This is a genomic window from Thauera sp. WB-2, assembly GCF_027594845.1.
In the GTDB taxonomy this organism is placed as follows: domain Bacteria; phylum Pseudomonadota; class Gammaproteobacteria; order Burkholderiales; family Rhodocyclaceae; genus Thauera; species Thauera mechernichensis.
The window spans coordinates 1,168,720-1,192,662 of sequence record NZ_CP088935.1; the positions used below are offsets into that span (position 1 = coordinate 1,168,720).

The 23,943-nt window shown below is 65.2% G+C and carries 23 protein-coding genes; 17 read left to right on the top strand and 6 right to left on the bottom strand.

Annotated elements, in window-relative coordinates; genetic code table 11:
- Window positions 1–239: 239 nt before the first annotated feature.
- Window positions 240–1,574 carry a PEP-CTERM sorting domain-containing protein gene (locus LQF09_RS05355; protein ID WP_232433233.1) on the bottom strand — a complete coding sequence of 445 codons (1,335 nt, stop codon included), beginning with the start codon at window positions 1,572–1,574 and terminating at the stop codon, window positions 240–242.
- 346 nt (window positions 1,575–1,920) lie between these two features.
- Between LQF09_RS05355 and dnaX the strand changes: the two genes are divergently transcribed.
- From dnaX to LQF09_RS05400, 9 genes are all read left to right on the top strand, one after another.
- Window positions 1,921–3,891: a DNA polymerase III subunit gamma/tau gene (gene dnaX, locus LQF09_RS05360; protein WP_270069390.1), complete on the top strand. Its 1,971-nt coding sequence runs from the start codon at window positions 1,921–1,923 to the stop codon at window positions 3,889–3,891.
- A gap of 83 nt (window positions 3,892–3,974) precedes the next feature.
- Complete coding sequence (locus tag LQF09_RS05365) at window positions 3,975–4,298, top strand: YbaB/EbfC family nucleoid-associated protein (RefSeq protein WP_002926821.1); 324 nt, start codon at window positions 3,975–3,977, stop codon at window positions 4,296–4,298.
- Window positions 4,299–4,311: 13 nt separating this feature from the next.
- Complete coding sequence (gene recR, locus LQF09_RS05370; protein ID WP_270069391.1) at window positions 4,312–4,905, top strand: recombination mediator RecR; 594 nt, start codon at window positions 4,312–4,314, stop codon at window positions 4,903–4,905.
- Between the two features lie 214 nt (window positions 4,906–5,119).
- Window positions 5,120–5,713: a ubiquinol-cytochrome c reductase iron-sulfur subunit gene (petA, locus tag LQF09_RS05375; RefSeq protein WP_002926818.1), complete on the top strand. Its 594-nt coding sequence runs from the start codon at window positions 5,120–5,122 to the stop codon at window positions 5,711–5,713.
- A 3-nt stretch (window positions 5,714–5,716) separates the two neighbouring features.
- Window positions 5,717–6,985: a cytochrome b gene (locus tag LQF09_RS05380; RefSeq protein ID WP_270069392.1), complete on the top strand. Its 1,269-nt coding sequence runs from the start codon at window positions 5,717–5,719 to the stop codon at window positions 6,983–6,985.
- Window positions 6,982–7,737 (top strand): cytochrome c1, encoded by a 756-nt coding sequence (locus LQF09_RS05385; protein ID WP_270069393.1) that lies wholly within the window; start codon window positions 6,982–6,984, stop codon window positions 7,735–7,737. Before LQF09_RS05380 ends, LQF09_RS05385 begins: the two co-directional genes overlap by 4 nt.
- 108 nt (window positions 7,738–7,845) lie before the next feature.
- Window positions 7,846–8,442: a glutathione S-transferase N-terminal domain-containing protein gene (locus LQF09_RS05390; protein WP_002926809.1), complete on the top strand. Its 597-nt coding sequence runs from the start codon at window positions 7,846–7,848 to the stop codon at window positions 8,440–8,442.
- A gap of 51 nt (window positions 8,443–8,493) precedes the next feature.
- Window positions 8,494–8,985, top strand: a complete 492-nt coding sequence (locus LQF09_RS05395) for a ClpXP protease specificity-enhancing factor (RefSeq protein ID WP_002926808.1) — start codon at window positions 8,494–8,496, stop codon at window positions 8,983–8,985.
- Between the two features lie 10 nt (window positions 8,986–8,995).
- Complete coding sequence (locus tag LQF09_RS05400; protein WP_002926807.1) at window positions 8,996–9,508, top strand: hemerythrin domain-containing protein; 513 nt, start codon at window positions 8,996–8,998, stop codon at window positions 9,506–9,508.
- 56 nt (window positions 9,509–9,564) lie between these two features.
- Here the strand turns inward: LQF09_RS05400 and LQF09_RS05405 are convergent, their stop codons facing one another.
- Complete coding sequence (locus LQF09_RS05405; protein ID WP_270069394.1) at window positions 9,565–10,836, bottom strand: D-amino acid dehydrogenase; 1,272 nt, start codon at window positions 10,834–10,836, stop codon at window positions 9,565–9,567.
- 182 nt (window positions 10,837–11,018) lie between these two features.
- Between LQF09_RS05405 and LQF09_RS05410 the strand changes: the two genes are divergently transcribed.
- Both LQF09_RS05410 and LQF09_RS05415 read left to right on the top strand, forming a co-directional pair.
- Window positions 11,019–12,020, top strand: coding sequence for a class 1 fructose-bisphosphatase (locus LQF09_RS05410; RefSeq protein ID WP_270069395.1), 1,002 nt, complete (start codon window positions 11,019–11,021; stop codon window positions 12,018–12,020).
- Between the two features lie 14 nt (window positions 12,021–12,034).
- Entirely contained in the window at window positions 12,035–13,780 is a 1,746-nt protein-coding gene (locus tag LQF09_RS05415; RefSeq protein WP_270069396.1) for an autotransporter assembly complex protein TamA, read from the top strand.
- Between the two features lie 65 nt (window positions 13,781–13,845).
- Here the strand turns inward: LQF09_RS05415 and LQF09_RS05420 are convergent, their stop codons facing one another.
- Genes LQF09_RS05420 through LQF09_RS05435 form a run of 4 tightly spaced genes read right to left on the bottom strand, consistent with a single transcriptional unit; the run spans window position 13,846 to window position 17,010 of the window.
- The gene (locus LQF09_RS05420; RefSeq protein ID WP_270069397.1) at window positions 13,846–14,622 is read right to left on the bottom strand and encodes a LamB/YcsF family protein; all 777 of its coding nucleotides are present in this window, start codon (window positions 14,620–14,622) and stop codon (window positions 13,846–13,848) included.
- A 35-nt stretch (window positions 14,623–14,657) separates the two neighbouring features.
- Window positions 14,658–15,719: a biotin-dependent carboxyltransferase family protein gene (locus tag LQF09_RS05425; RefSeq protein ID WP_270069398.1), complete on the bottom strand. Its 1,062-nt coding sequence runs from the start codon at window positions 15,717–15,719 to the stop codon at window positions 14,658–14,660.
- Window positions 15,716–16,480, bottom strand: coding sequence for a 5-oxoprolinase subunit PxpB (pxpB, locus tag LQF09_RS05430; protein WP_270069399.1), 765 nt, complete (start codon window positions 16,478–16,480; stop codon window positions 15,716–15,718). Before pxpB ends, LQF09_RS05425 begins: the two co-directional genes overlap by 4 nt.
- Before the next feature lie 14 nt (window positions 16,481–16,494).
- Window positions 16,495–17,010 carry a winged helix DNA-binding protein gene (locus LQF09_RS05435; protein ID WP_270069400.1) on the bottom strand — a complete coding sequence of 172 codons (516 nt, stop codon included), beginning with the start codon at window positions 17,008–17,010 and terminating at the stop codon, window positions 16,495–16,497.
- Window positions 17,011–17,226: 216 nt separating this feature from the next.
- Between LQF09_RS05435 and LQF09_RS05440 the strand changes: the two genes are divergently transcribed.
- The 6 genes from LQF09_RS05440 to groL all read left to right on the top strand — a co-directional run bounded on the left by LQF09_RS05440 (window position 17,227) and on the right by groL (window position 23,934).
- Window positions 17,227–18,216 carry a TRAP transporter substrate-binding protein gene (locus tag LQF09_RS05440; protein ID WP_270069401.1) on the top strand — a complete coding sequence of 330 codons (990 nt, stop codon included), beginning with the start codon at window positions 17,227–17,229 and terminating at the stop codon, window positions 18,214–18,216.
- Between the two features lie 56 nt (window positions 18,217–18,272).
- Window positions 18,273–18,794 (top strand): TRAP transporter small permease, encoded by a 522-nt coding sequence (locus tag LQF09_RS05445; protein ID WP_002926790.1) that lies wholly within the window; start codon window positions 18,273–18,275, stop codon window positions 18,792–18,794.
- 9 nt (window positions 18,795–18,803) lie between these two features.
- On the top strand, window positions 18,804–20,102 hold the full coding sequence (locus LQF09_RS05450) for a TRAP transporter large permease (protein WP_270069402.1): 1,299 nt from the start codon (window positions 18,804–18,806) through the stop codon (window positions 20,100–20,102).
- Window positions 20,103–20,298: 196 nt separating this feature from the next.
- The gene (locus LQF09_RS05455) at window positions 20,299–21,678 is read left to right on the top strand and encodes an L-serine ammonia-lyase (protein ID WP_270069403.1); all 1,380 of its coding nucleotides are present in this window, start codon (window positions 20,299–20,301) and stop codon (window positions 21,676–21,678) included.
- Window positions 21,679–21,940: 262 nt separating this feature from the next.
- On the top strand, window positions 21,941–22,231 hold the full coding sequence (gene groES / locus LQF09_RS05460; RefSeq protein WP_002926786.1) for a co-chaperone GroES: 291 nt from the start codon (window positions 21,941–21,943) through the stop codon (window positions 22,229–22,231).
- A 53-nt stretch (window positions 22,232–22,284) separates the two neighbouring features.
- The gene (gene groL / locus LQF09_RS05465) at window positions 22,285–23,934 is read left to right on the top strand and encodes a chaperonin GroEL (RefSeq protein ID WP_002943277.1); all 1,650 of its coding nucleotides are present in this window, start codon (window positions 22,285–22,287) and stop codon (window positions 23,932–23,934) included.
- Window positions 23,935–23,943: the final 9 nt, after the last annotated feature.

Sequence of the window (23,943 nt, forward strand, 5' to 3'; positions counted from 1 at the left end):
CACAGCAGGTCGAAAAGCGTTTCAAGTTCCTTGCGTCCGGCGTTCATCATCGGCTCCTTCCGATTCGCGGCGACAAGTGGGGCGCGCGCCTGTCGAACAAGCCCGGGTGGCCTCGTCCCTGCTCCTGCAAGCCCCATCCCGCTTGAGGCAGCTTACGTCGCTCGCTCAGGAGAGGCCAATCGAAACGCATCATCGCGCCGATTGGCCTCGGCAATGCCCGTCCGGAAGCACGAGACAGCTCAGGAGGCCCGACGCGTCAGGCACCAGCCGAGCAGCCCCGCAGCGATGAGCACGAGGACGCCGGGCTCGGGGACGGGGGCGACGAACTCGGTCAGCGGTGTCATCGTGCCGGTAAAGCGTCCTTCCTCGGCAAAACGCAGGCCGGTGATGAAGGCCAGCGGGTTGGCCGGGTCCAGTCCGGCGGTGGTCTCGATCCCAAGCACGCGGAAGCGGTCGACGCCGTCGTCATCGAACACGAGTTCTTCGCCGCCAAGGATGTTGGTCTTGAAGGGCACCCACGCGCTGCCGTCCCAGAGTTCGATATCGTAGAGCGAGTCGCCGATCCCGGTCGGGAGCAGCACGGCGCGGATCAGCGGGTCGCCAGCGCCGATGGCATAGTCGTAACCGACAGCCACGAGCGGGTCTATGAAGATGATCTCGTCGGGAGTGACGCGCTCGATGGTGAACTTGAATACCGTATCGCCGGTCGGGTCGATTCCGCCGCTGGGCAGGTAGACACCGTCCGGCGCCCCTTCGGGCAGCAGCATGAAGTCGAAGAAGCTGCGCGAGCGGCTCAGGATGTTGGCGTTCGACACCGGCGCGGATTCGTCGCGGCGGTCGATCAGGCTGACCTCGACCGAGTACATCTTGTCGCCGCTCAGCAGGGTGCCGAGATCGGCATAATCGCCGATCCGGAACGAGGACACATCGGGCGCCATGAAGCTGCGGCTGAACAGGATGTCGCCCGAGATGGAGTCACCGGGCTTGTAGTCCAGGCTCCATATCTGCACCCGCACGCTGTCGTGGCTCGAATCTTCATAGACCCCCCAATTGAAGGTCATGTCCTCGCCACTGCCGCTGACACGCATGTTGGAGACGAAGGGCAGCACAGTTGCGCCTTCGATGGAGGGCAGGGTGCCGACAGCGGCATATGCATCCGTCGGGTCGCTCCGACCGAACAGGCTCCAGCCGGCCGTGCTGGGGTTGTAGGGCACGTTCTCACCCAACTCGGCATTGAAGAACAGCATGCCGTCCCCGACCGAGCGCGCATACTGGTTCGGCGCGACGGTGACCGGATCGTAGACGAGACTGGTGTAGTGCACACCGTCCTGGGTGGCGATGATCTGGGTGGCGGCGCTGGGTGTGGAGCCTGGATTGGGGGTGACGTTCAAGGCGCCGATCGTCTGCCTTACGCCGGCGAAGATGCGTACGGAGTTGTCGCTGCGATTGTCCAGGAAGTGATAGCTGTCGCTGACGGTGATGGCGGCGTCCGCCGTGCTCGCCTGCAGCAGGCAAAGGCTCATTGCCGCCGTCAGGGCTACCCTCTGCGGCGATAAGCTGTTTCTTGTGTTCATGCGAGTCTCCTGCGGGTTGTTGTTTTGTAGGTGTCCGGTGTTCGCCCGGACAGAGTGGTCGAAGCAATTTTTGTGCGAGTGGTATATCCCGCTGGCAAGTCGCAGCCGGCTGTGATCGACGCCGAGTTGGGGCGGGCATGTGTAAGGAATGCCGACACTTTCCCGGCGGCAGGAAGTTTCGATGCCAATCAGTTCGGTGGAGCAGCCCACGGGCGCAGCGGCGCAGGCCATCGATTCCGCTGATACCCCGGCAGATCCGAGTGCAGTCTCCTTCGGGCCCTCGCGGCGGGCGCTGCTACTGCAGGGGGGGGGGCGCGGCGGCCACGCTCTGCTAGAATCGCCCGCCATGAGCTATCAGGTCCTTGCGCGCAAGTGGCGGCCGAAGTCCTTCGGTACGCTGGTCGGTCAGGAGCACGTGGTGCGTGCGCTGTCGCATGCGCTCGCCACCGGCCGTCTGCATCACGCCTGGCTGTTTACGGGCACGCGCGGTGTCGGCAAGACGACGATCAGCCGCATTCTGGCCAAGGCGCTCAACTGCGAGACTGGCATCACCCCCGAGCCGTGCAACACCTGCGACGCCTGTCGCGCGATCGACGCCGACCGCTTTCCCGATTACGTCGAGATGGATGCGGCTTCGAACCGTGGCGTGGACGATATGGCGGCGCTCCTCGACAAGGCGGTGTATGCGCCGGTGCAGGGGCGCTACAAGGTGTACATGATCGACGAAGTGCACATGCTCACCGGGCATGCCTTCAACGCCATGCTGAAGACGCTCGAGGAGCCGCCCGAGCACGTCAAGTTCATCCTCGCCACCACCGACCCGCAGAAGATCCCGGTAACGGTGCTGTCGCGCTGCCTGCAGTTCAACCTCAAGCAGATGCCGCAGGGGCATATCGTCGAGCACCTCACGCGCATCCTGCAGGCTGAGCAGGTGTCATTCGAGCCTGGTGCATTGCGCCACCTCGCCAAGGCGGCGAACGGCTCGATGCGAGATGCGCTGTCCCTGCTCGACCAGGCGATCGCGCATGGCGCGGGCAAGGTCGAGGAGGAGCAGGTTACCCACATGCTGGGCACGGTGGGCGACGACCATCTGTACGCGGTGCTCGATGCCCTGGTCGCGGCTGATGTCCCTGCGCTGCTGCGAGTGGCTGATGGCATGGAGGCGCGCAGCTTGGCCTTCGATGCAGCCCTGCAGTCGCTGGCGACGCTGCTGCACCGCATTGCCCTGGCGCAGTTTGCGCCCGAGGCGATCACCGACGAACTCGAGCGCGCGCGCGTGGCGGCCTACGTGCAGGCCTTCGATGCCGAGTTCCTGCAGCTTGCCTATCAGATCGCCATCCACGGCCGTGACGAGCTACCGCTTGCGCCGGATGAGTACACCGGCTTCACGATGACGCTGCTGCGCCTGCATGCATTCCGTCCCGAGCAACCCGCAGCGCTCGGTGGGCCGGGCGTGGCGCCTGGGGGTGGTGGCTTGGCGCGGGCGGTGCCTGCGTCGGCGAGGCCGGCGCCAACGGTGTCCGCGTCGGTTGCTGCGGCGAGGCCGGAGCCGCCGGTCGCGGCCATAACACCGCCACCTGCCGCGGTCGCACAGCCTGCCGCAGAGCGGCCGCCAGCGATGGCTCCGCAGCCTGCCGAGGCCAAGCCGGCGGCGGTCGGCACCGCGCAAGCGGTGTCGGGGCATGACGTGCCGCCGTGGGAGGATCTGCCGCCCGAGGCCTATGCCGACAGCGCGGCCGTTGTCGAACGCGTGCATGCCGTGTCGTCTTCGCTGGGAGCAGCGAGCGAGGCTGCGTCAGCGCCCGCTCCTGCCCCGGTGGCTTCTGCCTCAGTGGCTGCTGCCGCAGAGAAGTCCGTGGTAGTGCCGGAGGCGACGATGGCGCCGGATGCAGCTGCCGGCAAGCCTGCACGCGGCGATGCTGCGACCCTGTTCGCGCTTGGTGATTGGCGCGGGCTGGTGCGTGCGCTTGAACTTGGTGGCCTCGTGCGCGAACTTGCCCAGCATTGCGAATGGGTCGATTTCAGCGATGAGGGCCTGCAGTTGCGCCTGTCAGTGGCGCACCGTCATCTGCTCGACATGAATCCAGGGGCGCTCGAGCGCCTGCAGGGCAGTCTGTCGTCGGCCCTCGGGCGTACGCTCAAACTGCGCATCATCGTCGGCGACATTGCCGGTGAGACGCCGGCGCAGCGCGACGAGGTCGAGCGTCGTGCGCGCCATGCCGAGGCCGTTGCCGCGCTCGAGGCCGATCCCTTCGTACGCGAGCTGATCGAACGTTTCGACGCCACGCTCGTCGAGAGTACCGTGAAGCCGCTTTGAGCCGCTGCTTGCGGTGTCGGCCTGCGGCACACCCTTCCTGAAACATTTACCCTGAATCCCAACCATACGACGGAGCGCACATCATGATGAAAGGCGGTATTGCCGGCCTGATGAAGCAGGCCCAGCAGATGCAGGAAAACATGAAGAAGATGCAGGACCAACTGGCCTCGATCGAAGTCGAGGGGCAGTCCGGTGCCGGCATGGTCAAGGTGCAGATGACCTGCAAGTACGATGTGCGCCGCGTCTCCATCGATGCCTCGGTCATGGATGACAAGGAGATGCTCGAGGATCTCGTCGCCGCGGCGCTCAACGATGCGGTGCGCAAGGTCGAAACCGCCACCCAGGACAAGATGGCGAGTGTCACCGCGGGCTTGAATCTGCCGCCCGGCATGAAGCTGCCGTTCTGAGCGCAGCCGTCCGATGTCGCCGTCCAGCCTCGACGAGCTGATCGAGGCGCTGCGTTGCCTGCCCGGAGTGGGGCCGAAGTCGGCCCAGCGCATGGCCTACCACCTGCTGCAGCGCGACCAGCGCGGCGCAGCGCGCCTTGGTCGTGCGCTCACGCATGCGCTCGAAGTGTTGCGTCACTGCGAGCGCTGCAATACGTTTTCCGAGGAGGTGGTGTGCCAGCGCTGCGCAAATCCTCGCCGCGACGCGTCTCTGTTGTGCGTGGTGGAAATGCCGGCCGATCTGGCGATGATCGAACAGACCCAGACCTACAATGGCCTCTACTACGTGCTGATGGGGCGCTTGTCGCCGCTCGATGGCATCGGGCCACGTGAGCTCGGCCTGGACAAGCTGATCGCGCGGGCGACGGACGACAGCGTGCGCGAGGTGATCCTTGCCACCAACTTCACCAACGAGGGCGAGGCAACGGCGCACACGGTGGCCGCCCTGCTCGCAGCGCGTGGGGTCAAGGTGAGCCGCCTGTCGCGTGGGGTGCCGGTTGGTGGAGAGCTCGAGCATACCGACACCGGCACCATTGCCCAGGCCCTGGTGGAGCGGCGTGCGCTCTGACCCATCCCAGGCTTCATGACGCGGCCGGTGGCGAGGATGCTGCAGCGCCACATTTGACCCGCCCGGAGACCGACCGAAAGCCCTCGCATTGTCGCGGAAAGCCTTGTGGCAGAAGGCGATGCGCGCTTTGCGCTTTCTCTGCTGCGGTGACTCCGGTATAATTCTCGGGTTATCTGTATCCAGGTCTTTCATTTTCCTTTCTGGGAAGAGGGTCATGAGCGTTGATCAAAAGATGGACAGCAGCCGCCGCACTCTGCTGCTCGCTACGTCCGCCGCCGGCGGCGTGGCCGCAGTGGCGACCGCGGTGCCGTTTGTTGCCAGCCTGACGCCGTCCGAGCGCGCCAAGGCAGCCGGTGCGCCGGTCGAAGTTGATGTGAGCAAGCTCGCTCCGGGCGAGATGATGACGGTGGAGTGGCGGGGCAAGCCGGTGTGGGTGCTGCGCCGCACGCCCGAAATGCTCGCGTCGCTCGATGCGACCGATGCGCGCGTCAGCGATCCGAATTCGGACAAGCCGATGCAGCCGGACTACGCAAAGAACAAGCATCGCTCCATCAAGCCGGAGTACCTCGTCGCCGTGGGTATCTGTACCCACCTCGGCTGTTCCCCGTCCGAGAAGTTCAAGATGGGTGCCGAGAGCGGCATGGGCGCCGACTGGCAGGGTGGCTTCCTGTGCCCCTGCCATGGCTCGCTCTTCGATCTGGCCGGTCGCGTCTACAGCAGCATGCCGGCGCCGGACAACCTCGAAGTGCCGCCGCACCAGTACCTCGCGGATTCCACCATTCTTGTTGGCGAAGACGGGAAGGCCTAAGCGATGACGACCAAATCACAAGCCCTGCTCAACTGGATCGACGAGCGTTTTCCGCTTACGTCGTCGATCAAGGGGCATCTCACCGAGTACTACGCGCCGAAGAACTTCAATTTCTGGTATTTCTTCGGTTCGCTCGCCCTGCTGGTGCTGGTCATCCAGATCCTCACCGGCATCTTCCTGGTCATGCACTACAAGCCGGATGCCTCGCTCAACGCCTCGGGCGTGCCGGTGGCCTTCGCCAGTGTCGAGTACATCATGCGTGAAGTGCCGGGTGGCTGGTTGATCCGCTACCTGCACTCGACCGGCGCGTCGGCGTTTTTCGTCGTTGTGTACCTGCACATGTTCCGTGGCCTGCTCTACGGTTCCTATCGCAAGCCGCGCGAGCTGATCTGGATCTTCGGTACCCTGATCTTCCTGGTGCTGATGGCCGAAGCCTTCATGGGTTACCTGCTGCCGTGGGGGCAGATGTCCTTCTGGGGCGCGCAGGTGATCGTGAACCTGTTCTCGGCGATTCCTCTCATCGGGCCCGATCTGGCGCTGGTGATCCGCGGCGATTTCGTCGTGTCCGACGCCACGCTGAACCGCTTCTTCTCCTTCCACGTCATCGCCGTGCCGCTGGTGCTGATCGGCCTCGTCGTTGCGCACATCATCGCGCTGCACGAGGTTGGCTCCAACAACCCGGACGGTGTCGAGATCAAGAAGAAGAAGGACGCCAACGGCATCCCGCTCGACGGCATCCCCTTCCATCCGTACTACACGGTAAAGGACATCGTCGGCGTCGTCGCCTTCCTGTTCTTCTTCAGCGCGGTGGTGTTCTTTGCGCCTGAAGGCGGTGGCTACTTCCTCGAGTACAACAACTTCATTCCCGCTGACCCGCTGAAGACCCCGCCGCACATCGCGCCGGTCTGGTACTTCACGCCCTTCTACTCGATCCTGCGCGCGGTCACCTTCCCGCTGTTCGGCCTCGATGCGAAGTTCTGGGGTGTGGTCGCGATGGGGGCCTCGGTGGTGATCATCGCTTTCCTGCCGTGGCTGGATCGCAGTCCGGTGAAGTCGATCCGCTACAAGGGGCCGATCTTCAAGTCCGCCCTCGTTGTGTTCGTGATCTCCTTCATCATCCTCGGCTACCTGGGCGTGCTGCCGCCGACCCCGGGCCGCACCCTGGTGTCGCAGATCTGCTCGGTGCTGTATTTCGCCTTCTTCCTGCTGATGCCGTGGTACAGCAAGCTCGACAAGTGCAAACCCGAACCGGAAAGGGTGACCTTCAAATGAAAATGCGCGTGATCAACCTCATCAAGCGGGCAGCAGCGGTGCTGCTGTTCGCCCCGGCCGTGGCGCTGGCGGCGGGGGCCCCGGTGCAGCTCGACAAGGCTCCGGTCAGTACTGATCCGGCTGCCCTGCAGCATGGCGCCAAGCTGTTCGTCAACTACTGTCTGAGCTGTCACAGCGCGAGCTTCAAGCGCTACAACATGCTCACCAACATCGGCCTGTCCGAGCAGGAAATCCGTGACAACCTGATGTTCACCGGCGAGCGCGTCGGTGATCTGATGACCGTGGCCATGCGCCCGGCCGATGCCAAGGTCTGGTTCGGTACTGCAGTGCCCGACCTCACGTTGGTGGCGCGCCAGCGCAACACGGCGAGCACGACCGGTGCCGACTGGCTGTACACATACCTGCGTCAGTTCTACCGCGATCCGGCGCGTCCCTCGGGCTGGAACAACGTGGTGTTCGAGAACGTCGGCATGCCGCACGTGTTCTGGGAGCTGCAGGGCGAGCAGGTGGCCAACATCACCGAGAACGCCGACGGCACCAAGAACGTGCAGCTGTCGCTCGCCAAGCCGGGCAAGCTGAGCGTAGAAGAGTACGACAAGGCCGTCGCCGACCTCGTGTCCTTCATGGTCTGGATGAGCGAGCCGATCGCCGAGAAGCGCAAGGCGATCGGTACCGTCGTGCTGATCTTCCTGGCCGGCCTGTTCGTGCTCAGCTACGCGCTGAAGAAGAACTACTGGAAGGACATTCATTGATCGAAAACGCGGCAGGCCGCAAGGCCGGTTAGCGCGGTCCGACCCCAGACGCACCACGCGCTACCGCGTGGTGCGCTTTTGCTTTATGAATTCCGGAGTGGCAACACCATGATGAACCTTTATTCCGGCACGACCGATCCCTTCAGTCACCGCTGCCGGATCGTGCTGTTCGAAAAGGGCATGGATTTCGAAGTCATCGACGTCGATCTCTACAACAAGCCCGAAGACATCGCCGTCATCAATCCCTACAACCGCGTGCCGGTGCTGGTGGATCGCGACCTTGTGCTCTACGAGTCCAACATCATCAACGAGTACATCGACGAGCGCTTCCCGCATCCGCAGCTGATGCCGCCCGACCCGATCATGCGCGCCCGTGCACGTCAGTTGCTGCATACCTTCGAGCAGGAGTTGTTCACCCACCTCGAGGCGCTCGAGGCTGGGCAGAAGGGTGTCGACAAGGTGCGCACCCATGTGCGTGACCACCTGACTCAGCTCGCGCCGGTGTTCACCAAGCAGAAGTTCATGCTGGGTGACGAGTTCTCGATGCTTGACGTCGCGATCGCGCCGCTGCTGTGGCGCCTCGAGCACTACGGTATCGAGCTGCCCAAGGCTGCCGCGCCGTTGATGAAATACGCCGAGCGCATTTTCAGCCGCCAGGGTTTCATTGACGCACTGACCCCGTCCGAGAAGGTCATGCGCCGCTGAGCGGGCCGGGGCGGGCGTCCATGTGGCGCAGCCCCGATCAACGGAGTGAAGATGAGCATCGTTTCGACCAAGCCGTATCTGCTGCGCGCAATCTGGCAGTGGTGCATCGACCAGGGTTTCACGCCCTATATCGCAACTGCCGTCGACGAGCACACGCGTGTTCCGCCCGGTTACGCCCGCGATGGCCAGATCGTGCTGAATCTCGCCCCTGACGCCACGGGCCAACTGCAGATGGAGAACGACTTCATCAGCTTCCAGGCGCGCTTCGGTGGTGTTGCACACTCGCTGGTCATCCCTGTCGCCAACGTGATCGCCATCTATGCGCGGGAGAACGGGCAGGGCATGGCCTTCGAGCCTGAGTTCGAAGAGGACGCGGCCGGCCTCGAGGATGAGGCTGTCGACGGCGAAGAAGCTGCCGGCACGGAGGCCGTGGTCGAAGACATGGGCGACGCGGCGGCACAGGCCCGCGCCGAAGCTGCAGATGGCGCCGGCGATGCCTCTCCACGCCCGCCGCGCGGCAGTCATCTCAAGCTGGTCAAGTGAGGAGCATGCCGTGACAGGTCTGGTTTGGAGCGAAGCGCTCGAGAACAAGCTCGAGCCGATGGACGCCACGCACCGCGAGTTCGTGGCGTGCTACAACGCGGTAGTCGAGGCGGCGCCCGAGCAGTTGCTGGCGGCCTTCGATGCGCTCATCGCGCACACCGAAGAGCACTTTGCGCTCGAGAACGGGTGGATGGAAGCCGTCGACTTTCCGGGTTGCCATCGCGCCGAGCACGATCGCGTGCTTGCAGTCATGTACGACATCCGCAAGCGCGTCGCGGGGGGCGACACCTTCTTCTTCAAACGCCTGGTCGAGGAGTTGCCGGCCTGGTTCCGCAATCATGTCGACGGCATGGATGCCGCGCTCGCATTCCATTTGCAGAGCGTAGGGTTCGACTTCGAGGCTGGCGTGCTGCCTGCGCTCGCCGAGGGCGAGCAGCGTGGTGAAGGCTGTGCGTGCGCCAGCCTCAGTGCGGAGTCCGCATGCCAGCCGGAGACTGCGCGTAGCCCGGCCTGTTCGGGCTGACCAGGGCACTCTGCTGGCGTATTCCCTGCGTGTTACGGTTCATCGCGACGCGGTTTTCAGGTCTTGCGGCCGTCGCGGAAAGGAAAGTCGAGCGCGGGCTGGCGTCCGCTCATGAGTTCGGCCAGGGCTGCGGCTGAGCCGCAGGCCAGCGTCCAGCCCAGCGTTCCGTGCCCGGTGTTGAACCACAGCCGATCGTGCCGGCCGCGGCCGATCACCGGAACATTGCCGGGTGTTGCCGGCCTCAGCCCGGCCCAGGCTTCGGCCTCGGCGATGTCGATTGCACCCGGGAAGCGGGTGCGCGCCCAGTCGAGGATTCCCGCTACGCGTTCCGGCCTGATCCTCGTATCGAACCCATTGAGTTCCGCCGTGCCTGCGATGCGCAGTCGATCGCCGAGTCGCGAGCAGACGATGCGGCGGGATTCGTCGGTCAGGCTTACGCTGGGCGCGCGGCTCGGGTCGACCACCGGTGCCGTGATCGAGTAGCCCTTTACCGGATAGATCGGTAGCTTTTCGTCCAGCGGTGCGAGCAGACGCGGGCCGTAGCTGCCCAGGCAGACAACGAAGGCGTCGGCATGCAGCAGATGCAACTCGCCGCGCGTGTCGCGGATCTCGACGGCCTCGACGCACTCCCGCCTGGCTAGGCTCAGGATGCGCGTGATCTCGCACCCCCAGTGCATGCGTGCCCCAGCGGTCGACAGGCGCAGGGCAAGCATCTGGGTGAAGAGGTGGGCGTCGCCCGACTCGTCGCCTGGCGCATACAGCCCGCCTGCCAGCGAGTCCGCCTGTGCCGCGAGTGCGGGCTCGATGCGCAGGCATTCGGCTTTGGTGCAGACCCGGGCTGCGATGCCGAAGTGCGTGAGTTCCTGCACCCGCCTGCCGGCCTGGGAGAACTCTGCCGGGCTGTGAAACAGATGCAGGATGCCGCGTTCGAGGTGTTCGTAGTGCAGGTCGAGTTCCGCGCGCAGGGCGCGCAGGCGCTCGCCGCTCCAGCGCGCCAGGTGCGCGATCGCAGCCGTATTGCGGCGTGTCCGCCAGGGCAGGCATTCGAACAGAAAGCGCGCCCCCCACTGCCACTGGGCCGGGTCGGTGGTGGGGCGGAACATCAGCGGCGCATCGTCACGGCCGAGCCAGCGCAGCACTTGCAGCGGTGCACCCGGGTTGGCCCAGGGCTCCGGGTGGCTGATCGAGATCTGGCCGCCGTTCGCGTAACTGGTCTCGAGCGCTGCGGCGGGTTGGCGGTCGACGATGCTGACGTCGAACCCGGCCTGGTGCAGATACCAGGCTGTGGTGACGCCGGAGAGGCCGGCACCGAGGACCAGGACATGCATGGGTGGGGCGTGCGCCTTCTGTTGAGGGCCGGGGATGGGTTCCGGGGCTGCGATCATACCCCCGCGCTTCAGCGCGCGGAACCGCTTGCCGGCAGTGCTATGGGCATTTACCCCGTGCGCTGCCGGCTTGGAACCGCGATAATCCACGCCTGTCCGTCTATCGAGTCGATTGGAGTTCCTTCATGCGCCGTGTCACCCTTACCCAGTTCCTGATCGAGCAGCAGCGTGCAGGTCGCATCAGCCCCGATCTGCGTCTGCTGATCGAGGTTGTTGCGCGTGCGGTCAAGGCCATCAGCGTCAACGTATCCAAGGGGGCGCTCGCCGGCGTGCTCGGCGAGGCCGGTACCGACAACGTGCAGGGCGAGGCGCAGAAGAAGCTCGACGTGATCGCCAACGAGATCCTGCTGCAGGCCAATGAGTGGGGTGGACACCTTGCGGCCATGGCCTCGGAAGAGGTCGAGACCGTGCACCAGATTCCGTTCGACTATCCCAAAGGTGGTTTCCTGCTGCTGTTCGATCCGCTCGACGGCTCCTCGAACATCGACGTGAATATCTCCGTGGGCACGATCTTCTCGGTGCTGCGCAACCCTGCGGGCGGCAGCGAGCCGACCGAAGCCAACTTCCTGCAACCGGGCAGCGAGCAGGTCGCTGCAGGTTATGCGGTGTATGGCCCGTCGACCCAGTTGGTTCTCACCGTCGGTAATGGTGTGCATGGCTTCACCCTCGATCGCGAGATGGGTAGCTTCGTATATACCCAGCCGTTCATGACCATCCCGGTCGACACCCAGGAGTTCGCCATCAACGCATCCAATGCGCGCTTCTGGGAGCAGCCGGTGAAGCGCTACGTGGATGAGATGCAGGCGGGCAAGGGCGGCCCGCTCGGTAAGGACTACAACATGCGCTGGGTGGCGTCGATGGTCGCCGACGTCCATCGCATCCTGACCCGTGGCGGCATCTTCATGTACCCAATGGATGAGAAGTGCCGTGCAAAGGGGGGCAAGCTGCGTCTCATGTACGAGGCCAACCCGATGGCGATGCTGGTCGAGCAGGCTGGCGGCGCAGCCTCTACCGGTCGTGAGCGCATCATGGACCTCAAGCCCACCGAGCTGCACCAGCGCGTGCCGGTGATCCTGGGCTCGAAGAACGAAGTCGAGCGCGTCGTCTCCTATCACCTCGAGGGTTGAGCCGGGTGGGTCGGATGCGGTGCTTGGTGCGGATTGCCGCTGTGCTTGGGGGGCTGGCGCTGCTCCCCGTGCCCGGCGCGTATGCGCAGCAGGCACTGGCGGTCGGCCTGGATGCGCCCGATGCCGTCAAGCCCTTGCTCGAGCGTCACGTTCGCCTGCTGCGTCGTGCAGACCTTGTGGTTCCCGAGGCGGACGCCGACCGCGCGGCGATGACACGGCGGACGCGCCGTGAGGTCGCCGAGTTGCTTGCCACCGAGGGCTACTTCAGCCCGCGTGTCCGCATCGACCGCAGCGCGGCCGGGCAGTGGGTAATTCAGGTCGAACCCGGGCCGCGTACCACGATTGCGGCGGTCAACATCGAGTTCGAGGGCGAGCTTGCCGCGCCCGGCGCCACTGCGGAGCTTGAGCGTCTCCAGGACCTGCGTGCGCGTTGGTCCCTGCCGGTGGGCGACGCCTTCACTCAGGGCGCGTGGGACGGCGCGAAGCAGCAGCTCCTCGATGCCTTAAGCGCGCGTCGCTACGCCGCCGCCCGCATCGTTCGCAGCCGTGCAGAGATCGATCCCGAGGCCGCAACGGCAAGGCTCAGCGTGACGCTCGACAGCGGGCCGGCCTTTTACCTCGGTGCTCTCGAGGTCGAGGGGCTTGAGCACCTGCCGGCCGACCTCGTTCAGCGCTACAGCCTTTTGCGACCGGGTACGCCATACGACCGCGAAGAGCTTCTGGCTTTCCAGACCGGCTTGCAGAATACGCCGCACTTTGGCTCGGTGATCGTCGACATCGAGCGCGACCCCGCATTGGCTGCAGCAGTACCGATACGGGTGCAGGTGACCGAGGCGCTGCCGAAGTACGTTGGTTTCGGGGCGGGTTTTTCCACCAACACCGGGGCGCGCGTCGAGACCACCTATCGCGACTCCAACCTGCGTGGCCGTGGCTGGGAGTTCGCCACCGGCCTGCGCGTCGAGCAGCGCCGCCAGGCGCTGTACGCCGACGTGTTCCTGCCGCCTAAGGGGCGGCATCGCGACAGCTTCGGCGCGCTCGTCGAGCGCAGTGATCTCGAGAACCTCGTCGTCACCTCGCAAGCCGTGGGCGCGACCCGCAGTGCAACCCGTGGCGACATCGAAACCCAGTTGGCGCTGCGCTTGCAGCACGAGAACATCGCGCCCGCTGGTGCGCCGCAGCGTTCCAACAACACCCTTACCGCAAACTGGACATGGGTGAAGCGGGCGGTTGATGACCTGCTCGACCCCACCCGTGGCTATGTATTCGAGTACCAGGTTGGCGGTGGTACCGCGATCGCCTTGGCCGAGCAGGACTTCGTCCGCTTGTATTCGCGCTTCGTTCGCTATCAGCCGGTGCGCGGCAGCGATGTCTTCATCCTGCGCGCCGAGGCGGGCATGACGGTTGCAGACAGCCGTGAGGGTATCCCGCAGGACTTCCTTTTCCGCACCGGTGGCGCGCAGACCGTGCGCGGTTACGACTACCAGAGCCTTGGCGTCAGGGAGGGCAGCGCCACCGTCGGTGGCCGCTTCCTCGCAGCGGCGAGTGCAGAGTATGTGCACTGGTTCAAGCCGCAGTGGGGGGGCGCCGTATTCGTGGATGCAGGTGATGCCGCGGATACGCGCGACGACTTCGACCTGCGCGTCGGTTATGGCGTTGGAGCGCGCTGGCGCAGCCCTGCCGGGCCGCTCGCAATCGACCTCGCATGGGGCCACCAGGCGCGCAGCCTGCGCTTGCACTTCGGCGTCGCCATCGCGTTTTGAGTACACCTTCACCGCGAGCGGTGGAGTGTGTGCGCAGAACAGCGCCACAGCGTGCAGGCTGCGCTTCAGCCATGGCGCAGTGCGGGTAGCGTGCTCACTGTCCAGCCGCGCGCTTCCAGCGCAGTGCGCAGCAGCCGTGCGCTATCCACCGCGCCCAGGGTGTCGCCATGTACGCAGATGCTGTCCATCGTCGCCGGCAGGACCTTGCCGTTCTGGCTGACTACGGCGCCGGCGTCGAGCATGCGCAGCACGTGGGAGACGAGCTGCTCAGGGTCATGGATGACGGCGCCCGGCTGAGCGCGTGGCACCAGGGTGGCACTGTCGGTGTAGGCGCGGTCGGCAAAGATCTCGCCAGCGACCTGAAGGCCTGCACGCTGGCCGGCGAAGTACAGCTCGGACAACACGGGGGCGAGCAGAATGAGCTGTGGGTCGATGGCGCTCACCGCACGCGCCACCGCGTCAGCGAGCGCTGCATCCTCGCAGGCCTGGTTGTTCAGCGCGCCATGTGGCTTGACGTGCGTGACGCGCCCACCTTCGGCCGCGGCCAAGCCGGCGAGCGCGCCAACCTGGTAGATGATCATGGCTTCGAGTTCGGCCGGCGCCATCTTCATCGGCCGGCGGCCGAAGCCCTGCAGATCGGGGTAGGCGGGATGGGCGCCCAGGCTGACCCCGGCGGCAAGCGCACAACGCACGGTGTGGCGCATCACGACCGGGTCACCGGCGTGAAAACCGCAGGCGATGTTGGCCGAGCGCACCACCTGCAGTAGTGCCTCGTCCTCGCCCATCGTCCAGGCGCCGAAGGATTCGCCGAGGTCGGCGTTCAGATTGATGGTCTTGTTCATGTGCAAGTCTCCGTAGGCAGGGGCGGCTCTGAGTTTCAATACAGCGGCCGGTATTCGGGGCCGAGCGCATGAACGACGCCGTCGACCAGATTGCTGCTGTACAGCGCCACCAGGTCCACGCCGTCGGCAGGCAGAGGGCGGATCGAGGCGATCAATGCCCGGGTCTCGGCCTCTGTCGCGCGCGCGATCCGTGCCCCTTCGGTGGCAGTGACGGCGGCAAAGCGCAGCGTCTGTCCGGGGCGCAATGCGGCGAGTCGGCCGAGGTCGGCGGTGATCACGGTGGCGATCTTCGGATAGCCGCCTGCGGTCTGGGCGTCGGCGAGCAGTACGATCGGCTGGCCGGCGCCGGGCACCTGGATGGAGCCGGGCACGGTGGCGTCGGACACAATTTCTGCGGCGCCGGCATGCTCGAGGCGCGCGCCTTCGAGGCGGATGCCCATGCGGTCGGCTTCCGCGCTGACGCGGTAGTTGCCGCTGACCAGCGTCGCCAGCGCATCGGTGCCGAAATGGTCGGCCTGTGGGCCGGGCACCACGCGGATCGGGCGCGTGTCGGCTGCGGGCGCTTGGGCGAGCACGCGGTCAAGGCCTCGGCTCTCGTCAGTGGCTGGGGCCAGGGCCAGGCGTGTGCCGGTGGTCAGCGCGCGGCCGCTGCCGCTTGCTCCGCCGAGGCCAGCGCGTACGTAGGTCGAGGTACTGCCCATCACCGCTGGAACATCGAGCCCTGCGACCGCGACCATGGCAATGCGGCCGTTGTCCATCTTGCGGATGCGCAGCGCCTCGCCTGCGGCCAGCGTCAGCGAGCGCCAGGGGGCGAGCTGCCGGCGTCCACCGGTGTCATCGATCTCCACCACCGCGTCCCCTGCGACCGCCAGCTTCACCGCGCCGCCGTGTGCCACGACATGCAGCCCGCCGTCGAAGCACTCGATCACCGGTGCGTACTCGGGGCGGCCGGCCAGAGCGTTGGCGATGCGCATCAGTCGGCGATCGAGTACGCCCGCCCAGGGCACGCCGATGCGACGGAAGCCGCGCCGGCCGTCGTCCTGGATCGAGGCGAAGGCGCCCGGTGAGACGATCTCGAGTTCGGTTCTGGCGTTCATGCTGCAGCCTCGCTGGCGCTGCTGGCATCGGCGACGCACCACTGCATCGGGTCGATCTCGCCGCGGCGTAGCCCGGCTTCGAGTGCGCGGTATTCGTCCGCGCTGACGGGGACGAAGCGCACCTTGTCGCCGGCGGCGAGCAGTGAGGGCGATGCGCGGCGGGCGTCGAACAGCGGCACCGGGCAGCGTCCGAGCAGGTGCCAGCCGCCGGGGCTTTCCCAAGGATAGATGGCGGTAAGGCCGGTTGCGATCGCCACGCTGCCGGCGGGAACACGCACGCGGGGCTGGCTGCGCCGTGGCAGGTGCAGGCGCTCGGCCAGATCACCCATGAAGGGAAAACCAGGCAGGAATCCCAGCATGTAAACCAGGTACTCGGTGCCGCTGTGCAGCGCCACCACCTCGGCGGCGTCGATGCCGAGCGTGCTCGCCACTTCGGCGAGATCGGGTGCGGCCTCGCCCTCATAGCAGACGGGCAGCTGCCAGTGGCGGCCGTCCGTGGGTGTGCAGTGCTCGACAGCGTCGATCAGCGGCTGCAGCGCTGCGAGCAGGGTGTCGCGGTCGGTGACGAGCGGGTCGAAGAACACCGTCAGCGAGCGGAAGGTGGGCATGGACTCGATCACGCCCGGTAGCCCGCCGCCATGTTGCAAGCGCAGGATGGCGGCGTCCAGGGCGTTCACGGCGGCAAGCAGGGCGGGGTCGATGACGTTGCCGAACTCGATGGTCAGCGCGGCGTCGCCGGCGTCGAGGATGCGGTGGCTCACTGGCGCGCTCCGGCTTACAGGGACGACGTCGATGCCGCACGGGCGGCTTGGTCGTAGCGGCCGGACAGGGTGCGCAGCAGACGGGCGAGTTCGCCGATCTGGGCGTTGTCTTCCGGTGTGCCGGTGAATCCGGGCATCAGGCAATCCTCGCGTACATCGCGATATGCCATGCACACATCGTGCCCTTGTTCGGTAAGCGAAAAGAAGGCTTCCTTGCCACGCCTGGCACTCTTTACCAGGCCGAGACCGGCCAGCTTGCGCAGTGAGTAGGAAACCACGTGGGTGTCCTCAATATTGAGCACGAAAGCGATGTCACCGAGGCGCTTCTCGATGTCGCGGTGGGCAACGTGGTGCAGGACCAGCACGTCGGTCGGCGTCATGTCCTTGACGCCGGCAGCCGTCATGCACCGAGTCATCCAGCGCGCAAAGGCGTGCCACGCAATGATCAGGCCGAACTCGAACTCGGACAGTTCGGGCGACTTGGATGACACCAGGTGTTGGGAAGACACGATGCGGTTGGCCTCACTCATGACAGTCTCCGGGGCAGTGGTGGGATGGGTGTTCAGGGAGTTGAAGGTATTTCGAGTGCGTTATAAATATGTTTCGTTAAAAAAACGTATACGTTTTGTTGACAAGATAACCATAAAATCTCTATCGTGCAATAACGGTGACTTATGGATTGCAGGTTGCCGCCTAATCACCAGCCTCTCGGGGCGCTTGCCCTCCCATACTCAGGAGTACATGCCATGACTTTCTCGCACCCTTTGCTAAAGGCGATCACCGCTTCAATGCTTGGGCTCGGCATTGCCGCTGCTGCTCAGGCTCAGACCGTCTGGGACATGCCCACGCCTTACCCGGTTAGCAACTTCCACACCGAGAACATCCAGCAGTTCGCCAACGAGGTCGCCGAGGCCACCGGCGGCAAGCTCAAGATCACCGTCCACGCAAACGGGTCGCTGTTCAAGGCCAACGAGATCAAGCGCGCGGTGCAGGGCGGTCAGGCGCAGATCGGTGAGGTGATCATCTCCGGCCTGGCCAACGAGGATGCGCTCTATGCGCTCGACACCGTGCCCTTCCTCGCCACCGGCTACGAGGACTCGAGAAAGCTGTGGCAGGTGTCGAAGGAGGCGGTCGAGGCGCGCCTGGCGAAGAACGGCCTGAAGATCCTGTATTCGGTGGCGTGGCCGCCGCAGGGGCTGTATTCGAAGACCGAACTCAACACGATCGGCGACCTCAAGGGCATGAAGATCCGCTCCTACAGCCCGACCGTGGCACGCATGATCCAGCTCATGGGTGGCCAGCCGGTGACCGTGCAGGCCGCCGACCTCACTCAGGCGCTGTCGACCGGCGTGGTGTCGGCCAACCTGACCTCCTCGGCCACCGGCTATGACACCAAGAGCTGGGAGCAGCTCAGCCACTACTACGACATCCAGGCCTGGCTGCCGAAGAACATCGTGTTCGTCTCGCAGAAGGCTTTCGATGCGCTCGACCAGCCCGCGCGCGACGCCTTGCTCAAGGCGGCTACCGCTGCCGAGGAGCGCGGTTGGAGGGTCTCGGAAGAGAAGACCGCGTGGTACATCGATCAGCTCAGGACCAACGGCATGAAGGTGGCGCCTGCGCCCGCCGCGCTGCAGGCCGACCTGCTCAAGATCGGCGAGCAGATGGCGGCCGAATGGGCCGAGAAGGCAGGCTCCGATGGTCAGGCCATCCTCGACGCCTACCGCAAGCTGAAGTAAGTCCGTGCCGTCGCCGGGGGCCGCACGTGCGGCCCCCGGCCTTTCCGGAGACCGCCATGAGAGCGTTCCTCGATTCGCTGTACCGTCTGTCCGGTGCCCTCGCCGCCGTCGGCATGATCTTCACGCTGGTGATGGTCGCTGCCGGCGTATTCACCCGGCCTTTCAACATCTACCTGCCGGGTACCGATGACTACGCGGGCTATGCGATGGCGGCCTGCGGCTTCCTCGCGCTTGCCTACACCTTCAAGCACGGCGAGCACATTCGCGTGAGCCTGGTTATCGAGCGCCTCGGGCCGGGCATGCGGCGCGTGGCGGAGTGGTTCGCGCACGGCGCCGGCGTGGTAGTGGCGTCCATGCTCGCCTGGTATGCGGTACGCCTGGCCTGGCAGTCGCATGAATTCGAGGAGATCTCGCAGGGCATCGACGCCACGCCGCTGTGGATCCCGCAGCTGTCGATGGCGATCGGGTCGGTGATCCTGCTGATCGCCGTGGTCGACGACTTCATTCAGGTCAGCCTCGGGCGCGAGCCGCAGCGCCTGGCCAAGGCCAGCGCCGAAGAAATGGCGCACATGGAATAAGGGGCCATCATGGAACTCACCGCTGCACTCGTTCTCATCGGCCTGATGGTACTGCTGCTCGCCGGCGGCCTTTGGATCGGCCTCTCCCTGATGGCCATCGGCATCCTCGGCATGCTCGGCTTCACCACCCGCGCCCCCGGCGACGGCATGGCCGTTGCCATCTGGAGCCACGGCTCGAGCTGGACCCTGACCGCGCTGCCGCTTTTCCTGTGGATGGGTGAAATCCTGTTCCGAACCCGGCTGTCGCAGGAGATGTTCAAGGGCTTGTCGCCCTGGCTCGAGCGCCTGCCCGGCCGCCTGCTGCACACCAACGTGATCGGCTGCACGCTGTTCGCGGCGGTGTCGGGCTCGTCGGCGGCGACCTGCGCCACCATCGGCAAGATTGCGATGCCCGAGCTCAGCCGCCGCGGCTATCCCGAGTCCATGGTGCTGGGCACCCTGGCCGGCGCGGGTACGCTCGGGCTGCTGATCCCGCCTTCGATCATCATGATCGTGTATGGCGTGGCGGCCGATGTTTCGATCTCCAAGCTCTTCATCGGGGGCGTGCTGCCGGGCATTCTGCTCGCGTCCTTGTTCATGGGCTGGGTGGTGATCTGGTCGCTGATGAACCGCGACAAGATCCCGCCGGCGGACCTCAAGACCAGCTTCATGCAGAAGCTCGCCGCGTCGAGAAACCTGATCCCGGTGGTACTGCTGATCGCCGGCGTACTCGGCTCGATCTATTCGGGTATCGCCACCGCCACCGAGGCGGCGGCGATAGGCGTGATCGGCAGCCTGATCATCGCCGCGGCGCAGAAGTCGCTGACCCGCGAGAGCTTCATTGCCGGCCTCATGGGCGCCACCCGGCTGTACTGCATGATCGCGCTCATTCTCGCCGGCTCGGCCTTCCTGACCCTGGCGATGGGCTACATCGGCCTGCCGCGCCATCTGGCTGAGTGGATCGGCACGCTCAACCTCACGCCCGGCATGCTGCTGTTCGCCCTCGCGATCTTTTTCGTGCTGCTCGGCTGCTTCCTCGACGGCATCTCGATCATCGTGCTGACGATGGCGGTGCTGCTGCCGACGATCCAGGCGGCGGGCATCGATCCGCTGTGGTTCGGCGTGTTCGTGATCGTGGTCGTGGAGATGGCGCAGATCACTCCGCCGGTAGGCTTCAACCTGTTCGTGCTGCAGGCGCTGTCAGGCAAGCAGATCAGCACCATCGCCGTCTACGCGCTGCCATACTTCCTGCTGATGGTGCTGGCGCTGATCCTGCTCTATGTCTTTCCCGGGCTGGTGACGTGGCTTCCCGGGCAGATGATGGGGTAGCGGGTCGTGCGCCGCTGAGGGTCTTGACCTGAGTCCAGCCGATTGCTCCGAGGTTGCCGGATAAATGCGGGTGGCGATGAAGACCCCCCGGTTGAGCAGACAGGTTTCAAGGTCGAGAATGCCGCTCATGAGCGTATGAGCATTTGCGTCCCTAGCGGAATTGAAGCAAGGCCACTTCCCAGACCGGAGTTTCACCATGTCCATCAGCGTGCTCGACCTTTTCAAGGTGGGTATCGGCCCGTCCAGTTCGCACACCGTCGGCCCCATGCGTGCCGCCCACGATTTCGTCGCAGCGCTCGGGGGCCGCGGGCTGGTGGATGCGGTGACGCGGATCGAGGTGAAACTCTACGGCTCCCTGTCGGCGACCGGTGTCGGTCATGGCACCGACCGGGCCGTGGTTGCAGGCCTTATGGGGGCTCGCCCGGACGAGATTGATCCCGATTTCCTGGTTGATGCGGTGGATGCCGTACGTATCGATGGCGTCTTGCCGCTGCCCGGTGGGGGTAGGCTGGCATTCGACTGGGCGCGCGACATGCGCTTGCTACCCGTGAGCTTGCCCTACCACCCGAACGCGATGCGTCTGGCGGCCTACGGCGAGGCCGGACTCCTGCATGAAAACACCTACTACTCAGTCGGTGGCGGCTTTGTGATCGACGAGGCGCAAGCCCAGGCAGGTGACTTGACGGCGGAGGAACTGGCGCTGCCTTACCCTTTCGCCACCGCGTCCGAGTTGCTCGCGCAGTGTCGCCGCCATGGTCTGCGCATCAGTCAGCTGATGTTCGCCAACGAGGGCGCCTGGCGCAACGAGGATGATACGCGTCAGGCACTGCAGCGTATCTGGGCGGTGATGCAGGCCTGCGTGGCACGGGGCATGCGGCATGAGGGCGTGTTGCCAGGCGGGCTCAATGTGCGGCGCCGCGCTCCGGACCTGCATCGCAAGCTCAGCGCACGGGCGGCGGGCCGCAACCTGATCAGCGACACGATGGCAGCGCTCGACTGGGTCAATCTGTTCGCGCTGGCAGTCAATGAGGAAAATGCCGGCGGTGGTCGCGTGGTTACCGCGCCTACCAACGGAGCAGCTGGCATCATCCCTGCCGTGCTGCACTACTACATGAAGTTCATGCCGGGCAGCAGTACGCGCGACGTGGAGGACTTCCTGCTTGCGGCGGCGGCCGTGGGCGTGCTTTGCAAGACGAACGCCTCGATCTCGGGCGCGGAGGTCGGCTGCCAGGGCGAGGTGGGTTCGGCCTGTGCGATGGCTGCTGCAGGCTTGACCGAGGTGCTGGGCGGCAGCCCCGAGCAGGTCGAGAATGCGGCCGAGATCGGCCTCGAGCACAACCTCGGCCTGACCTGCGACCCGGTCGGCGGTCTTGTGCAGGTGCCCTGCATCGAGCGCAACGCGATGGCCTCGGTGAAGGCCATCAACGCCGCCCAACTTGCCCTGCGCGGCGACGGCGCACACACGGTCTCGCTCGATCAGGCGATCCGCACCATGCGCGATACCGGTCGCGACATGCTCGACAAGTACAAGGAGACCTCGCGCGGCGGCCTGGCGGTGAGCTTCCCCGAGTGCTGAACAATGCTGTGCTGGTCGAGTTCTGGTGTTGAGGCAGGCAGCCTGCGCCGCATGAGCGATGCTGCCGAACAAATAGTTTCGGCCTCCCACCCTTGAAATCCATTTGGGCCGTCCCTATTATTAGCACTCGTTGGCGGTGAGTGCTAACACGTGGCGGCGATCATTCGCCCCGTTGGCGCTCAAGCCACTGCAGATTCACCCGCGGGCTTTACCCGCGGATCAATCAACCCAAACAGTTGAACCGTAACAAGGAGAGAACTCGATGAAGATTCGTCCCCTGCACGATCGCGTGATCGTCAAGCGTCTGGAAGCCGAGCGCAAGACCGCCAGCGGCATCGTGATCCCGGACAGCGCCGGCGAGAAGCCCGATCAGGGCGAAGTCCTGGCTGTCGGCAACGGCAAGATCCTGGACGACGGCAAGGTGCGTCCGATGGCCGTCAAGGTGGGCGACAAGGTGCTGTTCGGCAAGTATGCCGGCCAGACCGTGAAGGTCGAAGGCGAAGAACTCCTCGTGATGCGCGAGGAAGACATCATGGGCGTGGTCGAGGCCTGAGCCTCCTGCAAGCCCCTGCAACGCTAATCGAAACAATTCAGGAGTTCTGAAGAATGGCAGCTAAAGAAGTCAAGTTTGGTGATTCCGCCCGCGAGCGCATGGTCGCCGGCATCAACATCCTGGCCAACGCGGTCAAGGTGACCCTGGGCCCGAAGGGTCGCAACGTGGTGCTCGAGCGCTCTTTCGGCGCCCCCACCGTGACCAAGGACGGCGTCTCCGTCGCCAAGGAAATCGAGCTGAAGGACAAGTTCGAGAACATGGGCGCACAGATGGTCAAGGAAGTTGCTTCCAAGACCTCGGACATCGCTGGTGACGGCACCACCACCGCCACCGTGCTGGCCCAGTCGATCGTGCGCGAAGGCATGAAGTACGTCGCCGCCGGCATGAACCCGATGGACCTCAAGCGCGGCATCGACAAGGCTGTCGTGGCCACCATCGAAGAGCTGAAGAAGCTGTCGAAGCCGTGCTCGACCAACAAGGAAATCGCCCAGGTCGGCTCGATCTCGGCCAACTCCGACAGCGACATCGGCGACATCATTGCCCGCGCCATGGACAAGGTCGGCAAGGAAGGCGTGATCACCGTCGAGGACGGCAAGTCGCTGCAGAACGAGCTCGACGTCGTCGAGGGCATGCAGTTCGACCGCGGCTACCTGTCGCCCTACTTCATCAACAACCCGGACAAGCAGGTTGCCATTCTCGAGCAGCCCTTCGTCCTGCTCTTCGACAAGAAGATCTCCAACATCCGTGACCTGCTGCCGGTGCTCGAGCAGGTTGCCAAGGCCGGTCGTCCGCTGCTGATCATCGCCGAAGACGTCGAGGGCGAAGCCCTGGCCACCCTGGTGGTGAACAACATCCGCGGCATCCTCAAGACCTGCGCCGTCAAGGCTCCGGGCTTCGGCGACCGTCGCAAGGCCATGCTGGAAGACATCGCCATCCTCACCGGCGGTCAGGTCATCGCCGAAGAAGTCGGCCTGACCCTCGAGAAGGCCACCCTGGACGACCTCGGCCAGGCCTCCCGCATCGAGATCGGCAAGGAAAACACCATCATCATCGACGGCGCCGGCCAGGCCGAGCGCATCGAAGCCCGCGTCAAGCAGATCCGCGTGCAGATCGAGGAAGCGACCTCGGACTACGACCGCGAGAAGCTGCAGGAGCGCGTCGCCAAGCTGGCGGGTGGTGTTGCGGTGATCAAGGTCGGCGCTGCCACCGAAGTCGAGATGAAGGAGAAGAAGGCCCGCGTCGAAGACGCCCTGCACGCCACCCGCGCTGCAGTGGAAGAGGGCATCGTCCCCGGCGGCGGTGTGGCGCTGCTGCGCGCCCGTGCTGCACTGGGCGAGCTGAAGGGCGACAACCACGACCAGGACGCCGGCATCAAGATCGTGCTGCGCGCGATGGAGCAGCCGCTGCGCGAGATCGTCGCCAACGCTGGTGACGAGCCGAGCGTGGTGGTGAACAAGGTGGTCGAGGGTTCGGGCAACTACGGCTTCAACGCCGCCACCGGCGAGTACGGCGACATGGTCGAGATGGGCGTGCTGGACCCGACCAAGGTCACCCGCACCGCGCTGCAGAACGCCGCGTCCGTCGCTGGCCTGATGCTGACCACCGACTGCATGGTCGGCGAGCTGGCAGAAGACAAGCCGGCCGGTGGCATGCCCGACATGGGTGGCATGGGCGGCATGGGCGGCATGGGCATGGGTATGTAAGTGCCTGCC

What these genes read in the sequence shown, in the direction of transcription:
- LQF09_RS05355 (WP_232433233.1), bottom strand. Translation starts at nt 1,574, where the DNA reads ATGAACACAAGAAACAGCTTATCGCCGCAGAGGGTAGCCCTGACGGCG.
- dnaX (WP_270069390.1), top strand. Translation starts at nt 1,921, where the DNA reads ATGAGCTATCAGGTCCTTGCGCGCAAGTGGCGGCCGAAGTCCTTCGGT.
- LQF09_RS05365 (WP_002926821.1), top strand. Translation starts at nt 3,975, where the DNA reads ATGATGAAAGGCGGTATTGCCGGCCTGATGAAGCAGGCCCAGCAGATG.
- recR (WP_270069391.1), top strand. Translation starts at nt 4,312, where the DNA reads ATGTCGCCGTCCAGCCTCGACGAGCTGATCGAGGCGCTGCGTTGCCTG.
- petA (WP_002926818.1), top strand. Translation starts at nt 5,120, where the DNA reads ATGAGCGTTGATCAAAAGATGGACAGCAGCCGCCGCACTCTGCTGCTC.
- LQF09_RS05380 (WP_270069392.1), top strand. Translation starts at nt 5,717, where the DNA reads ATGACGACCAAATCACAAGCCCTGCTCAACTGGATCGACGAGCGTTTT.
- LQF09_RS05385 (WP_270069393.1), top strand. Translation starts at nt 6,982, where the DNA reads ATGAAAATGCGCGTGATCAACCTCATCAAGCGGGCAGCAGCGGTGCTG.
- LQF09_RS05390 (WP_002926809.1), top strand. Translation starts at nt 7,846, where the DNA reads ATGATGAACCTTTATTCCGGCACGACCGATCCCTTCAGTCACCGCTGC.
- LQF09_RS05395 (WP_002926808.1), top strand. Translation starts at nt 8,494, where the DNA reads ATGAGCATCGTTTCGACCAAGCCGTATCTGCTGCGCGCAATCTGGCAG.
- LQF09_RS05405 (WP_270069394.1), bottom strand. Translation starts at nt 10,836, where the DNA reads ATGCATGTCCTGGTCCTCGGTGCCGGCCTCTCCGGCGTCACCACAGCC.
- LQF09_RS05410 (WP_270069395.1), top strand. Translation starts at nt 11,019, where the DNA reads ATGCGCCGTGTCACCCTTACCCAGTTCCTGATCGAGCAGCAGCGTGCA.
- LQF09_RS05415 (WP_270069396.1), top strand. Translation starts at nt 12,035, where the DNA reads ATGCGGTGCTTGGTGCGGATTGCCGCTGTGCTTGGGGGGCTGGCGCTG.
- LQF09_RS05420 (WP_270069397.1), bottom strand. Translation starts at nt 14,622, where the DNA reads ATGAACAAGACCATCAATCTGAACGCCGACCTCGGCGAATCCTTCGGC.
- LQF09_RS05425 (WP_270069398.1), bottom strand. Translation starts at nt 15,719, where the DNA reads ATGAACGCCAGAACCGAACTCGAGATCGTCTCACCGGGCGCCTTCGCC.
- LQF09_RS05435 (WP_270069400.1), bottom strand. Translation starts at nt 17,010, where the DNA reads ATGAGTGAGGCCAACCGCATCGTGTCTTCCCAACACCTGGTGTCATCC.
- LQF09_RS05440 (WP_270069401.1), top strand. Translation starts at nt 17,227, where the DNA reads ATGACTTTCTCGCACCCTTTGCTAAAGGCGATCACCGCTTCAATGCTT.
- LQF09_RS05445 (WP_002926790.1), top strand. Translation starts at nt 18,273, where the DNA reads ATGAGAGCGTTCCTCGATTCGCTGTACCGTCTGTCCGGTGCCCTCGCC.
- LQF09_RS05450 (WP_270069402.1), top strand. Translation starts at nt 18,804, where the DNA reads ATGGAACTCACCGCTGCACTCGTTCTCATCGGCCTGATGGTACTGCTG.
- LQF09_RS05455 (WP_270069403.1), top strand. Translation starts at nt 20,299, where the DNA reads ATGTCCATCAGCGTGCTCGACCTTTTCAAGGTGGGTATCGGCCCGTCC.
- groES (WP_002926786.1), top strand. Translation starts at nt 21,941, where the DNA reads ATGAAGATTCGTCCCCTGCACGATCGCGTGATCGTCAAGCGTCTGGAA.
- groL (WP_002943277.1), top strand. Translation starts at nt 22,285, where the DNA reads ATGGCAGCTAAAGAAGTCAAGTTTGGTGATTCCGCCCGCGAGCGCATG.